This is a genomic window from Achromobacter dolens, assembly GCF_902859745.1.
Lineage (GTDB): Bacteria > Pseudomonadota > Gammaproteobacteria > Burkholderiales > Burkholderiaceae_B > Achromobacter > Achromobacter dolens.
This window is the reverse complement of record NZ_CADIJW010000011.1, coordinates 1-12350: the sequence shown is the minus strand read 5'-3', so window position 1 is coordinate 12350 and position 12350 is coordinate 1. Positions and strand designations below refer to the sequence as shown.

General features: G+C 66.5%; 13 protein-coding genes, 1 tRNA gene and 1 pseudogene. 7 read left to right on the top strand and 8 right to left on the bottom strand.

Annotated features, from left to right (window positions below; all coding sequences use genetic code 11):
- The first annotated feature begins 101 nt into the window (after positions 1 to 101).
- From HV783_RS10810 to HV783_RS10795, 4 genes are read left to right on the top strand one after another with little or no spacing between them, the layout of a single operon-like run.
- Positions 102 to 644: a TRAP transporter small permease gene (locus tag HV783_RS10810; RefSeq protein ID WP_116793103.1), complete on the top strand. Its 543-nt coding sequence runs from the start codon at positions 102 to 104 to the stop codon at positions 642 to 644.
- 32 nt (positions 645 to 676) lie between these two features.
- The gene (locus HV783_RS10805; protein ID WP_054503876.1) at positions 677 to 1957 is read left to right on the top strand and encodes a TRAP transporter large permease; all 1281 of its coding nucleotides are present in this window, start codon (positions 677 to 679) and stop codon (positions 1955 to 1957) included.
- 59 nt (positions 1958 to 2016) lie between these two features.
- The gene (locus HV783_RS10800) at positions 2017 to 3033 is read left to right on the top strand and encodes a TRAP transporter substrate-binding protein (RefSeq protein WP_116793102.1); all 1017 of its coding nucleotides are present in this window, start codon (positions 2017 to 2019) and stop codon (positions 3031 to 3033) included.
- Positions 3034 to 3087: 54 nt separating this feature from the next.
- Positions 3088 to 4869, top strand: coding sequence for an IlvD/Edd family dehydratase (locus HV783_RS10795; protein ID WP_054503878.1), 1782 nt, complete (start codon positions 3088 to 3090; stop codon positions 4867 to 4869).
- Positions 4870 to 4878: 9 nt separating this feature from the next.
- Here HV783_RS10795 and HV783_RS10790 read toward each other — a convergent pair whose 3' ends face one another.
- From HV783_RS10790 to HV783_RS10780, 3 genes are all read right to left on the bottom strand, one after another.
- The gene (locus tag HV783_RS10790) at positions 4879 to 5826 is read right to left on the bottom strand and encodes an alpha/beta hydrolase (protein ID WP_144655222.1); all 948 of its coding nucleotides are present in this window, start codon (positions 5824 to 5826) and stop codon (positions 4879 to 4881) included.
- A gap of 158 nt (positions 5827 to 5984) precedes the next feature.
- Positions 5985 to 6404, bottom strand: coding sequence for a YbaN family protein (locus tag HV783_RS10785; protein WP_196767518.1), 420 nt, complete (start codon positions 6402 to 6404; stop codon positions 5985 to 5987).
- 46 nt (positions 6405 to 6450) lie between these two features.
- Positions 6451 to 7239: a tetratricopeptide repeat protein gene (locus HV783_RS10780; RefSeq protein WP_254603869.1), complete on the bottom strand. Its 789-nt coding sequence runs from the start codon at positions 7237 to 7239 to the stop codon at positions 6451 to 6453.
- A 56-nt stretch (positions 7240 to 7295) separates the two neighbouring features.
- Between HV783_RS10780 and HV783_RS10775 the strand changes: the two genes are divergently transcribed.
- Both HV783_RS10775 and HV783_RS10770 read left to right on the top strand, forming a co-directional pair.
- A complete protein-coding gene (locus tag HV783_RS10775; RefSeq protein ID WP_054503881.1) occupies positions 7296 to 7829 on the top strand; it encodes a phosphonate degradation HD-domain oxygenase in 534 nt (177 codons plus the stop codon).
- Positions 7830 to 8023: 194 nt separating this feature from the next.
- Positions 8024 to 8335: a TM2 domain-containing protein gene (locus tag HV783_RS10770; RefSeq protein ID WP_231132860.1), complete on the top strand. Its 312-nt coding sequence runs from the start codon at positions 8024 to 8026 to the stop codon at positions 8333 to 8335.
- A 313-nt stretch (positions 8336 to 8648) separates the two neighbouring features.
- Here the strand turns inward: HV783_RS10770 and HV783_RS10765 are convergent.
- From HV783_RS10765 to HV783_RS29455, 5 genes are all read right to left on the bottom strand, one after another.
- Positions 8649 to 8725, bottom strand: a tRNA-Val gene (locus tag HV783_RS10765).
- 174 nt (positions 8726 to 8899) lie between these two features.
- Positions 8900 to 9562 carry a phosphoribosylanthranilate isomerase gene (locus tag HV783_RS10760; protein WP_175189101.1) on the bottom strand — a complete coding sequence of 221 codons (663 nt, stop codon included), beginning with the start codon at positions 9560 to 9562 and terminating at the stop codon, positions 8900 to 8902.
- Between the two features lie 92 nt (positions 9563 to 9654).
- Positions 9655 to 10749, bottom strand: a complete 1095-nt coding sequence (locus tag HV783_RS10755) for a TRAP transporter substrate-binding protein (RefSeq protein WP_064523276.1) — start codon at positions 10747 to 10749, stop codon at positions 9655 to 9657.
- Positions 10750 to 10784: 35 nt separating this feature from the next.
- Positions 10785 to 11606, bottom strand: a complete 822-nt coding sequence (truA, locus tag HV783_RS10750) for a tRNA pseudouridine(38-40) synthase TruA (RefSeq protein ID WP_116793099.1) — start codon at positions 11604 to 11606, stop codon at positions 10785 to 10787.
- Positions 11607 to 11609: 3 nt separating this feature from the next.
- A complete protein-coding gene (locus HV783_RS29455) occupies positions 11610 to 11870 on the bottom strand; it encodes a hypothetical protein (protein WP_254603867.1) in 261 nt (86 codons plus the stop codon).
- A 203-nt stretch (positions 11871 to 12073) separates the two neighbouring features.
- Between HV783_RS29455 and HV783_RS29450 the strand changes: the two are divergent.
- Positions 12074 to 12350, top strand: a pseudogene (locus HV783_RS29450) (hypothetical protein); the annotation flags it as partial.

The following is a 12350-nucleotide window of genomic DNA, read 5'->3' as shown; positions in this document are numbered from 1 at the left end:
AGTCTGACCTAAAGATCGGGGCTTGCCAAACCAAAAATGTTAGCGCTAACATCAGCCTCGCGATATCCATAAGAATTCCGGAAAACGGAGAGGAGACAAGCATGCATGGTTCCCCCAAGGGGCGGCCCGGCGTCGCCCCGTTGGCGCGCGCGGCCGACTGGTGCGCCAGGTTGCAGACCTGGCTGATGGCCGCCTGCCTGGTGGTCATGGTGGTGTTGCTGTTCGGCAATGTCGCCATGCGCTACCTGTTCAATTCCGGCATCAACGTGTCCGACGAAATCTCCCGCCTGGCCTTCGTCTGGATGATCTTCCTGGGTTCGGTGCTGGCGTTGCGCGACCACCAGCACATCGGCGTCACGATGCTGGTGGACCGCTTCGGCCCCGCCGCCCGCCGTGTCTCGCACGTCGTCTGCCAATTGCTGGTGCTGTGGATGCTGTGGCTGCTGGCCGATGGCGGCTGGGCACAGACCGTGATCGGCCTGGACACCCGCCTGCCGGTGACCGGGATGCCGCTGGCGGTATTCAACGCCGCCGCGCTCTATGCAGCCGTCGCGATGGGGCTGTTGACCCTGGTCGACCTGATCCGCGTGCTGGCCGGGGGCCCGTTGCCCGCCGAATCCAGCCCCGAAGACCCGCTGGTCTGACCCTTCCCCGCCCCTCGCTCGGACCCGCCCACATGATCCTGACCGTCTTCCTGCTGGTGCTGCTCGGCTTCATCGCCCTGGGCATGCCGATCGCGTTCGCGCTGCTATTGAGCGCGATCGCCATGATGTTCCAACTCGATTTCTTCGACACCCAGATCCTGGCGCAGAACATGCTGTCGGGCGCCAACAGCTTCACGCTGATGGCGGTGCCGCTGTTCATGCTGGCCGGCGAACTGATGAACGCCGGCGGCATCTCGCGCCGCATCGTCAACCTGGCCAGCATGTTCGTCGGCCATATCCAGGGCGGGCTGGGCTACGTCGCGATCTTCGCCAGCGTGCTGCTGGCGGCGCTTTCCGGCTCGGCCGTGGCCGACGCCGCCGCGCTCGGATCGCTGCTGATCCCGATGCTGCGCGAGAAAGGCTACGACGCCGGCCAGGCCTCGGGGCTGATTGCCGCAGGCGGCATCATCGCGCCGATCATCCCGCCGTCGATCTCGTTCATCATCTTCGGCGTCGCCACCAACGTCTCCATCACCAAGCTGTTCTTCGCCGGCATCGCCCCCGGCCTGATGATGGGCATGACATTGGTGGCGGTGTGGACCTGGGTGGCGCGCAAGCACGGCGCCATCAAGCCCGCGCCGCGCCAGCCCTGGAGCGCCCGGCTGCGGGCGCTGCGCGAATCGGCCTGGGCGCTGCTGCTGCCCGTCATCATCATCGGCGGCCTGCGCGGCGGCATCTTCACCCCCACCGAAGCGGCGGTGGTGGCCGCCGTCTACGCGCTGCTGATCAGCCTGTTCGTCTACCGCGAGATCGGCCTGCGCCACCTGCTGCCGCTGTTCATCAACGCCGCCCGCACCACCGCCGTGGTCATGTTCCTGGTGGCCGCCGCCATGGTGTCGTCCTACATGATCACCCTGGCCGACATGCCGCAGGACCTGATCGCGCTGCTGGAACCGGTGCTGGACCATCCCAAGCTGCTGATGTTCGCGCTGTTGGTGCTGCTGACACTGGTCGGCACGGTCATGGACCTGACGCCCACCATCCTGATCCTGGCGCCGGTGCTCATGCCGGTCGTCACCCAGGCCGGCATCGACCCGGTGTATTTCGGCGTCATGTTCGTCATGGTGGGCTGCGTCGGCCTGCTCACGCCGCCGGTCGGCACGGTGCTCAACGTGGTCTGCGGCGTCGCCCGCATCAACATGGAAACCATCTGCAGGGGCGTGTGGCGCTACGTCGTGGCCTACACGCTGCTGCTGGTACTGCTGGTGATCTTCCCCGAACTGATCACCGTCCCCGCGAGCTGGATGCACTGAGGCCCGTACACAGAGGCGCCGACCCGGCGCCATTCAGAAGAAGCCAAGGAGGAACAACCATGAACATCCGTTTCAAGACCCGCCTCATCGTGCTGGCCACGGCGCTGTCCTGCGCCTTCGCCGGGGCCGCCGCGGCCGCCGACGTCAAGCCGCGCCTGATCCGCTTCGGCTACGGCCTGAACGAGGACAGCGTGCAGGGCCGCGCCGCGCGCCATCTGGCGCAGGAGCTGGAGAAGATCAGCGGCGGCAAGCTCAAGATGAAGACCTTCGGCTCGGCCAACCTCGGCTCGGACGAACAGATGCAGGGCGCGCTGGTCGGCGGCGCGCAGGAAATGATGGTCGGCTCCACCGCGCCGCTGGCCGGCATGGTCAAGGAATTTGGCGTGTTCGACCTGCCGTTCCTGTTCAACAGCGAAAAGGAAGCCGATGCGGTGCTCGATGGGCAGCTTGGGCAGGACCTGCTCAAGAAGCTGGAAGCCAAGGGCCTGGTGGGGCTGGTGTATTGGGAAAACGGCTTTCGCAACATGACCAACTCCAAGCACCCCATCGTGCGCGCCGAGGACATGCAAGGCATCAAACTGCGCGTGATGCAGAACCAGATCGCGCTGGGCGTCTTCAACACCCTGGGCGCGAATGCCGTGCCGATGCCGTTCTCGGAATTGTTCACGGCATTGGAAACGCGCACGGTCGATGGCCAGGAAAACCCCATCACCACCATCCAGAGCAGCAAGTTCTACGAGGTGCAGCCCTATCTGACCATCACCCGCCACGTCTACACGCCCTGGGTGGTGATGGCATCCAAGAAATGGTGGGACAAGCTGTCGCCCGACGAACAAAAGCTGGTGCGCCAGGCCGCCGAGGCCTCGCGCGACTTCGAACGCAAGGACAGCCGCGCCGATTCGCTCAAGGCGATGGGCACGCTGGAAAAGGCGGGCATGAAGATCAACACCGTGTCGCCCGAGGAGGTGGCGCGGATGCGCGAGAAGGTGCAGCCCGTGGTCGACAAGTACACCCAGGAACTCGGCCCGGACCTGGTCCGGCAACTGAACACCGAGATCAGCAAGGCACGCAATTAGGTCCCCGGCGCGCCCTCCGGCGCGCCACGCATCACCGAAGCACACGAGGCACCCATGACCGACACTCCCCGCAAGCTGCGCAGCCAGAAATGGTTCGACGATCCCGCCCACGCCGACATGACGGCGATCTACGTCGAGCGCTACCTGAACTACGGCCTGACGCGCCAGGAACTGCAATCGGGCCGCCCCATCATCGGCATCGCCCAGACCGGCAGCGACCTGGCGCCCTGCAACCGCCACCACCTGGCGCTGGCCGAGCGCGTCAAGGCCGGCATCCGCGATGCCGGCGGCATCCCGATGGAGTTCCCGGTGCATCCGCTGGCCGAACAGGGCCGCCGCCCGACCGCGGCGCTGGATCGCAACCTGGCCTACCTGGGCCTGGTCGAGATCCTGCACGGCTATCCGCTGGACGGCGTGGTGCTGACCACCGGCTGCGACAAGACCACGCCCGCCTGCCTGATGGCGGCGGCCACCGTCGACATTCCCGCCATCGTGCTGTCGGGAGGCCCCATGCTGGACGGCTGGCACGACGGCCAACGGGTCGGCTCCGGCACGGTCATCTGGCACGCCCGCAACCTGATGGCGGCGGGCAAGCTGGACTACGAGGGCTTCATGACGCTGGCCACGGCGTCTTCGCCGTCGGTGGGCCACTGCAACACCATGGGCACTGCGCTGTCCATGAACTCGCTGGCGGAGGCGCTGGGCATGTCGCTGCCCACCTGCGCCAGCATCCCGGCGCCCTATCGCGAACGCGGTCAGATGGCCTACGCCACCGGCCTGCGCATCTGCGACATGGTGCGCGAGGACTTGCGCCCGTCCCATATCCTGACGCGCGAGGCCTTCGAAAACGCGATTGTCGTGGCCTCGGCGCTGGGCGCGTCCAGCAACTGTCCGCCGCACCTGATCGCCATGGCGCGCCATGCCGGCATCGACCTGAGCCTGGACGACTGGCAGCGGCTGGGCGAAGACGTGCCACTCCTGGTGAACTGCGTGCCCGCCGGCGAACACCTGGGCGAAGGCTTCCACCGCGCCGGCGGCGTCCCCGCCGTGATGCACGAATTGCTGGTCGCCGGCCGCCTGCACGCCGAATGCGCCACCGTGTCCGGCAAGACCATGGGCGAAATCGCGGCCAACGCCAAGACGCACGACACGGACGTCATCCGTGGCTGCGACGCGCCCCTCAAGCATCGCGCCGGCTTCATCGTGCTTTCCGGCAATTTCTTCGACAGCGCGGTCATCAAGATGTCGGTGGTGGGCGAAGCGTTCCGCCGTGCCTATCTGTCCGCGCCCGGCGACGAGAACGCCTTCGAGGCGCGCGCCATCGTGTTCGAGGGCCCGGAGGATTACCACGCGCGCATCGAGGACCCCGCGCTGAACATCGACGAACACTGCATTCTGGTCATCCGCGGCGCCGGCACGGTTGGCTACCCCGGCAGCGCCGAAGTCGTCAACATGGCGCCGCCCTCGCACCTGATCAAGCGCGGCATCGACTCACTGCCCTGCCTGGGCGATGGCCGCCAGAGCGGCACCTCGGCCAGCCCGTCGATCCTGAACATGTCGCCCGAGGCCGCGGTGGGCGGCGGCCTGGCCCTGCTGCGCACTGGCGACCGCATCCGCGTCGACCTGAACCAGCGCAGCGTGATCGCGCTGGTGGACGAGGCCGAAATGGAACGGCGCCGGCAGGACCCGCCCTATCAGCCGCCAGCGGCGCAGACGCCGTGGCAGGAACTCTACCGGCAACTGGTGGGCCAGTTGTCCACCGGCGGCTGCCTGGAGCCGGCGACGCTGTACCTCAAGGTGGTCGAGACCCGCGGCGACCCGCGCCACTCGCACTGACAGCGGGCGTCAAGCCTTGAAGAACTGATTGAACGCCGCCCATTGCGTGAACAGGGCGGGCCACGCATGCACCAGCGAGTCCGGCTTGCCCATGCCCCAGCCGTGCTTGCCGGCCGCGAAAATATGCATCTCGGCCGGCACGCCCAGGCGCCTTAACGCGCCGAACATCAGCAGGCTGTTGTCCACCGGCGCGATCGGATCGTCCTGCGCCTGCGCCAGGAAGGTCGGCGGCATCAGCGCCGTCGCCAGATGGTCCACCGAGAACGCCGCGCTCTGCTCGGCGGAGGGGTGGTCGCCGACGATCGAACGGCGCGCATGGGTATGGTCGAACGGCGGCATGAACGTCAGCACCGGATAGATCAGCCCGGCAAAGTCGGGCCTCGACGACAGCTTGTCGGCCTCGTCGACCGGCTGGTAGCGCGCCACGCCCGGGGTGGCGGCGGTCATGCCCGCCAGATGGCCGCCCGCGGAAAACCCCAGCACGCCAATATGTCCGGTATCCAGGCCGAACGCCTGCGCCGACGCGCGGATCACGCGCATCGCGCGCTGGCCGTCCTGCAGCGGCGCCACGGCGGGCCAATGCTCGCCGGGCAGGCGGTACACCAGTTCAAAGGCGGTCACGCCCTGCGACTGCAGCCACAGGCTGGCGGGTGTGCTTTCCGTGCCCCGCTCGATGTGGGCATAGCCGCCGCCCGCGATCACCAGCATCGCGCTACCGTTGGGACGCTCCGGCCGGTACACCACCAGCCGTGGCCGCGACACCCGCGTGACCGAGCCCTTGGCGCTGACCTTCTCGGCCTCTTGCGGACCGGGTCCGCCAGGTGCGCGATTGTCCGGCCACAGGTCGATGCTTTGCTGGCCGCTGGGCGCGGCGATGGCCATCGCCGGTTCGGTCATCATGCCCAACGCGGCGCTTGAAAGGCCGGCCAACAGGAGTTCTCGTCGTTTGATATGCATGGATCTTCCTCGCGCGCCCACAGGGCCGGGCGGGCGACACACCCGCCGGCCCGGCGGCGCTGCAAGCCATTTAAGCAGAGAAAGACACCCGCCAAGGCAGGCGGCAAAGTCAGGTTGGTTTCGACGCGTTACGCGCGTCGCCAGCTTTCAATAAGGCCTCAGGCGCCTGCCGCCGGGCCATCCCGATCGACGCGGGTTTTCATTTCGGAATCAAGCGATTGCGGCCGGGGACGCGTCAGCACATAAGCGGCGCTTGCAAGGAAAAACAGCCCCACGCCGGATGCAAGCCAAAGCGACGGCTTCGCGCCCCACCAGAACAGGCCATAACCCACCGCCATGCCGAGCGACGCATAGCATTTGCCCTTGCGCGACACCGCGCCCTGTTCGCGCCAGGCGCGCAGCGACGGCCCATACGTCGGACTGTCCAGCAGCCAACGCTCCAGGCGCGGCGACGAACGCGAAAAGCAACCCACCGCCAGGATCAGGAAAATCGTCGTCGGCATCACCGGCAGGAACGCGCCAATCACGCCCAGCGCCAGCATCACGCAACCCAGGATCAGCCACAGTGCTCTCATCATGATGAGGTGCAGGATAACGCAGTTGCATGCGCGCGCCACGACGCCGTCAGTGCTGCGCGGGCTCCGGCATCTTCGCCCGCAGCATCTCCAGGAACTGCGGATTGCCGCGCCCGCCCGCCTGCCGCGCCTTGGCGACCATGGTCCAGGCATCCGCGTACTGGCCGTTCCAGTAGTACGCCGTGGCCCACGAGTAGTACAGATAGCCCTTGTCCGGCTCCACCCGCTCGCCATTGCGATACAGGGCATCCGAACGCGCGATCATGGCCGCGCGCTCCGGGCCGGTCAAGGTCGGATCCTGCGCCGCGCAACGCGCGGCGATGCGTCCGGCATCGGCATAGATGCCACGGAACGACGGCGGCTTCAGGACCAGCGCTTTCTCCATCATTCTCATCGCGTCGCAGAACCTGTCCTGGTCGTGCAGCACCGCCGCGAATCCCGTGTAGACGCCGGGATTGTCCGGATTCATCAGCCAGGCCTGATTGAAGCGCCGCGTGGCCATGCCCAGTTGGTCCGCCTGGTAGAACCGGAAGCCCTGCTCCACCCACGCCTGCGCCGCGCTGGCGCGCGAGCCGAAGGCGCTCGTCGCGTCCGCGATCAGCTTGTCATCCGCCGCCTTCACCGCCGGCGCGGAACGATCGACACCGCCATACATCGGAATCTCGTCCGCGCGCGGCTGCTGCGCGACCGGCGCGGTGGCCACGCATCCCGACAGCGACAGGCAGGCGCTCGCGACGGCAAGCTTGAACGGTAAGACGCGCATTGATTCCCCCTGGTGAGGCCCAAGACTATCACCGAAACCGGCGCGGCTGGATTGCGCCCGGCGCGCTCTAGTCATCTAGATGTCACCAGGGAGCGATATCGTCGCTCGCTCCCTGTCCACGAAGGCATCCCATGCTCACCCTGCCCATCATCGAGAACCTGTTCGCCCACCACGGCGCCGCTTACTACGGCGGCGAGGCCATCAGCCAGACCGAGCACGCGCTGCAATGCGCGCAACTGGCCGAGCAGGCCGGGGAGCCCGAAGCCGTGATCGTCGCCGCACTGCTGCATGACATCGGCCACCTCATGCTCGCCGAGAGCATCACCGCCGACATGCGGCACCAGGAAATCGCCGCCGACGCCCTGGCCCCCCTGTTCGGCGACGATGTCACCACCCCGGTGCGCCTGCACGTCGCCGCCAAGCGCTACCTGGGCGCGATCGAGCCGGCCTACCTGAATACATTGTCGCCAGCATCCGTGCAAAGCCTCGAACTGCAAGGCGGCGTCTTCACGCCGGTCCAGGCCGAAGCCTTCGCCACCCAGCCGCACGCCCTGGATGCCGTGCGGCTGCGTCGCTACGATGACCAGGCCAAGGTGGTCGGTTTATCGACGCCGAGGCTGGGACACTACATGGAAATGGCGGGGCGCTGTTTGCGGACGCGCTGAACGGCCAACGCGCGCCGGATTGAATGACAACCCTGGCGCACGTTATCCCCGGACTGTCTGCGGGTCCGAAATATGGTCCCCTTATATGGCAGGCCATGAAGAAAGAACCAATCATTTGACGCGGCGTTGATCCGACCAAACGCCAATTCAAATCGCGCCGTTCAAAACGCGCCCAGGTTCTTTCCGGAGATAACGTGAACAATCCCGCCCTGCAAACCATGATGTACGACGCCAATCGTAAAAGCGTCGGCGTGGCCTATCTGCTGTGGTTCTTCCTGGGCGGCTTTGGCGGTCATCGCTTCTATACCGGCAGGGCCGCCAGCGCTGGCGCCATGGTCATCCTCACACTGCTGGGCATCGCGCTCAGCGTGCTCGGCGTGGGTTTCATCATGCTGCTCGCCGTCAGCGCCTGGGCGATCGTGGATGCCTTCCTGATTCCGGGATGGATCCGCAGCATCAACATGGAACTTGCGGCGAAACTCACGAGCGGAGCGTTGCCCCGATGACAGCGCATTTGGCCGGCAGCGCATTTGGCCGGCAGCGCATTGGGTCGACAGCGCATTTGCCAGCGGCACGACCCGTGCGCATCGAAAAATCCCTGTTGACCGGCGGCCATCCTTCTTTATCGGTAAATCTCGACAAAGCGGGCTCGACAAAGCGGGCTCGATAATCACGTGATTGATATTGCCGCCGTCGCGGGACGAGGCGGGAAATATCCAGGCAAAAAGCAAAAAGCAAAAAGCCGCGAAAGTCTCAGACTATCGCGGCTTTTCAGGTGGTGCATGACTAGCTCTATCACGCACTCACTTTGCAGGAATTTGGTAGGCGGTATTGGAATCGAACCAACGACCTCCACGATGTCAACGTGGCGCTCTAACCAGCTGAGCTAACCGCCTGCAAAGAAGAAGAATTATATAGTGCTTTTTTAAACTCTGCAAATCGTCTTTTCAGATTTTTTGCTGTTTTTATTGCGTTTCATAAGCGTTGCGAGCGTTCACTCGCATTATCTTCAAACGCAATGGCCGGGCTCGAAAACGCATTTCAACGCACCCGCCAGCACTACAAACTTCCTATCTCTTCGCGTCTGCGGCATGCACCGCAGCAACGAAGAACGAGATTCTATCAGAACTTTTTATTCCTTGCTCGACTTCGACGCCACTGCTCACATCGACCGCCCACGGCCGCACGGATTGCACCGCGGCGGCGACGTTGTCGGGGTTCAGCCCCCCGGACAGGATGAGCGGACGGGACACGGAATCGGCCTTCACGTCGGCGAGCAGGCTGTAGTCAAAGCCATGGCCGCTGCCGCCATAACCCGCGCTGTAGCTGTCGAACAACCAGCCGGCCGCTTCGCCATAGGCGCGGCAATAGGAGGCCAGGTCCTCGGGCGTCGCCAGGCCCGGCGCGCCCGCGCGAAACGCGCGCAGATAGCGGCGGCCATAGCGGGCGCACTGCTGCGGCGTCTCATCGCCGTGGAACTGCAGCAGTTCCGGACCGGCCTCGTCCAGCACGGCCTGCACATCGGCCGGATCGGGATTCACGAACAGCGCCACCACGTCGACGAAGGCCGGCACGGCGCGGCGCAGTTGCGCGGCGCGGGTCGGCGTGACATAGCGCTTGCTCTTGGGATAGAAGACGAAACCGATCGCATCGACGCCGGCTGAGACAGCAGCGTCGATGTCTTCTTCGCGGGTCAGGCCGCAGATCTTGATGCGTGTGCGCATGGAGTTCATCGCTTGCGTCGCCCAGCGCGACGGATGCGGTCAGTATAAGGCGAGCCGGCCCGCGCCCCGACGCCTGCCGGGTCAAGGCAACCCGCCGGGCCTCACCCTCCCGGCTGCGCCAGGTTGGCCATGAGCGAATCGAATCCGCCCTCGGCCACGCGAAACCAGGGAATGTCCTTGTCACGAAAGGCGGTCATGCTCTCGTACAGCTTCTTGAACATGGGGTCCTTGGCGCTCAATTCCTGATAGAGCTTGAGCGCGGCCTCATGCGCGGCCTGCAGCATTGGTTTGGGAAAGGCCTTGAGCTGCGCGCCGCGCTGCACCAATCGGCGCAGCGCATCGGGGTTGCCGGCATCGTACTTGGCGATCATGTTGGCGCTGGCCATCTGCGAGGCCAACCCGAGCGCCGCCTGGTAGGCCTTGGGCAGCTCGTCATGGGCGGTCTGGTTCACGTAGAGCGACAACTGCAACGTGCCCGCCCACCAGCCGGGAAAATAGTAGTTCCGAGCGACCTTGTAGAGCGCCAGGCTCTCGTCGTCGTGCGGACCGATCCAGGCCACGGCGTCGACGCCGCCCTGCTCCAGCGCCGCGTAAGTCTCCGCGATGGGCAGGTCGACGGGCTCGGCGCCCATGCGGGCCAGCACCTGGCGGGCGAAGCCGCCTGCCTTGATCTTCAGGCCGCGCAGGTCGTCCAGCGTCTTGACCTCGCCCCGGAACCAGCCTCCCATCTGCGCGCCGGTGAATCCGCAGGGAAAGTTCAGGATGCCGTATTTGTCGAACAGTACCCGCGTCAACGCCAGCCCTTCGCCCTGGAGCATCCAGGCATTCATCTGCCGGGTGTTCAGGCCGAACGGCACGCCGGCATCGAAGCACAGCGCAGGATCGGTGTCGAAAAAGCGCGTCGACGCGGTGTGGCCGCAGTCGACGATGCGATGCTGGACCGCGTCCAGCACCTGGCCGGCGTCGACCAAGTCGCCGGCCGGGAAAATCTCGATGCGGAACTTGCCATCGGTGACGTCGCTGACGTAGCGCGCCACGTCCTCGGCGCCAGCGAACAGGGTCGGTGATTCGTTCGGAAAGCTGGAGGCCAGCCGCCACGAGACGGCAGGCGCTTCCTGCGCGTAGACGGGCGCGGCAATCACCACGCCGCTCGCGGCTCCCAGGGCGGTTCGCTTCAAAAACGCACGGCGTTGCATGAGACAGTCCTCCTGTGGGCGCCCGCGGCGTCCGGCTAGGACGCGCTGCCCGGCGCCTGCGTGAAGGGCGCCAGCAGCACAGCCCCGCCGTCCAGGTCATCCAGGCCGAATTCGTCCGGATACTCGATGGCCGACAGATACAGGCCATCGGGGGAAAAAGTGGGCGCGCCGCGCCGGCGGTCGCGCCACGACAGCAACTGCGCCATCCAGTCCACCGACTCGCGGCCCTGGCCGATCTGCAGCAGCGCGCCCATGATGTTGCGCACCATGTGATGCAGGAACGCATTGGCGCGCAGCGTGAACACCAGGAACGGTCCGCGTTCTTCGATATCGAGCCGGTGCATCACGCGCACCGGATGCTTGGCCTGGCACTGCGACGAACGGAAACTGGAAAAATCGTGCTCGCCCAGCAAGGCGCCGGCGGCCGCGCGCATCGCCTCGACATCGAGCGGGTGGTGGCACCAGCCGGCGCGGCCGGCCCACAGCGCCGGACGCACGCGCCCGCGCCAGAGCAGGTAGACGTAGGTGCGGGCACGGGCGGAGAAGCGAGCGTGAAAATCGTCCGATACCGCCTTGGCCCATTGTACGGAAATGGTCGGCGGCAGGAACGCGTTGACGCCACGTACCCACGACTCCATGCGGCGCTGCAGGGGCGTGTCCAGATGAACCACCTGCATCGCGCCATGCACGCCCGTATCGGTGCGACCGGCGCAAATGGTGGGTACCGCCTCCGCCACGCCGCAGAACTGCGCCAACGCGGCTTCCAATGTGTCCTGCACCGTCTGCCGGTGCGGCTGGGTCTGCCAACCCTGCCAGGCGGAGCCGTCGTATGCCAGCCCCAATGCAACTCTAGACATCGTTCAAACCCGAGGACCGCTGACCGGGCGCGGTTCGTCCGTGGGCGGCTCATCCAGGTCGAGGCTGATGGAATCGAGCTTGCGGTTCAACGCCGCCGTATCCAGCGCCGGCTCGTTGTAGGCGTAGGTTTCCTCGTCATCGTCGCCGCGCCGCGCACCCGCGCGCCGCAGCACCCAGGCGATGGCGAAGGCGATCAGCGCCAGGACGGCGGTGACGATAACGAGAAGATTGTCGGCCAGCCAGGCCGGCATGGAAGAAGTCAAATCCTTATCCTTGGTGTTGCTGGCCGCCGCATCAGCGGCCGCCTTGTCTTGTTGCGCGGCGGCCGTCGACGCGCCGGGGGTACCGGCGGCGCCTGGAGCACCCGAGGCGCCAGGCGTGCCTGCCGCGCCCGTGGCGCCGGTTGCGCCAGCGGCCCCCGCGATTCCCGTGGCGCCGGCCGCCCCTGCGGCGCCTGTCACGCCCGATGCGCCCGAAGTCCCTGTCGTGCCAGTCGCGCCAGCCGCGCCCGAAGCGCCTGCGGTCCCAGCCGCGCCTGCCGAACCTGAAGCGCCTGCCGCACCACTTGCGCCTGTCGCGCCCGAAGCGCCTGCTGTTCCGCTTGCGCCGGCCGGACCAGGAGCACCTGCGGCGCCGCTTGCGCCTGCCGCCCCCGGCGCACCAGCGGCACCCGTCGCGCCCGGCGTGCCAGTCGCTCCAGCGGCGCCCGATGCGCCCGTTGCTCCCGAGGCCCCCGCAGCGCC

Coding starts and splice junctions, on each gene's coding strand:
- HV783_RS10790 (WP_144655222.1), bottom strand. CDS start 5,826: ATGCATATCAAACGACGAGAACTCCTGTTGGCCGGCCTTTCAAGCGCC.
- HV783_RS10780 (WP_254603869.1), bottom strand. CDS start 7,239: ATGACTAGAGCGCGCCGGGCGCAATCCAGCCGCGCCGGTTTCGGTGAT.
- truA (WP_116793099.1), bottom strand. CDS start 11,606: ATGTCTAGAGTTGCATTGGGGCTGGCATACGACGGCTCCGCCTGGCAG.
- HV783_RS10755 (WP_064523276.1), bottom strand. CDS start 10,749: ATGCAACGCCGTGCGTTTTTGAAGCGAACCGCCCTGGGAGCCGCGAGC.
- HV783_RS10800 (WP_116793102.1), top strand. CDS start 2,017: ATGAACATCCGTTTCAAGACCCGCCTCATCGTGCTGGCCACGGCGCTG.
- HV783_RS10805 (WP_054503876.1), top strand. CDS start 677: ATGATCCTGACCGTCTTCCTGCTGGTGCTGCTCGGCTTCATCGCCCTG.
- HV783_RS10795 (WP_054503878.1), top strand. CDS start 3,088: ATGACCGACACTCCCCGCAAGCTGCGCAGCCAGAAATGGTTCGACGAT.
- HV783_RS10775 (WP_054503881.1), top strand. CDS start 7,296: ATGCTCACCCTGCCCATCATCGAGAACCTGTTCGCCCACCACGGCGCC.
- HV783_RS10760 (WP_175189101.1), bottom strand. CDS start 9,562: ATGAACTCCATGCGCACACGCATCAAGATCTGCGGCCTGACCCGCGAA.
- HV783_RS10810 (WP_116793103.1), top strand. CDS start 102: ATGCATGGTTCCCCCAAGGGGCGGCCCGGCGTCGCCCCGTTGGCGCGC.
- HV783_RS10785 (WP_196767518.1), bottom strand. CDS start 6,404: ATGATGAGAGCACTGTGGCTGATCCTGGGTTGCGTGATGCTGGCGCTG.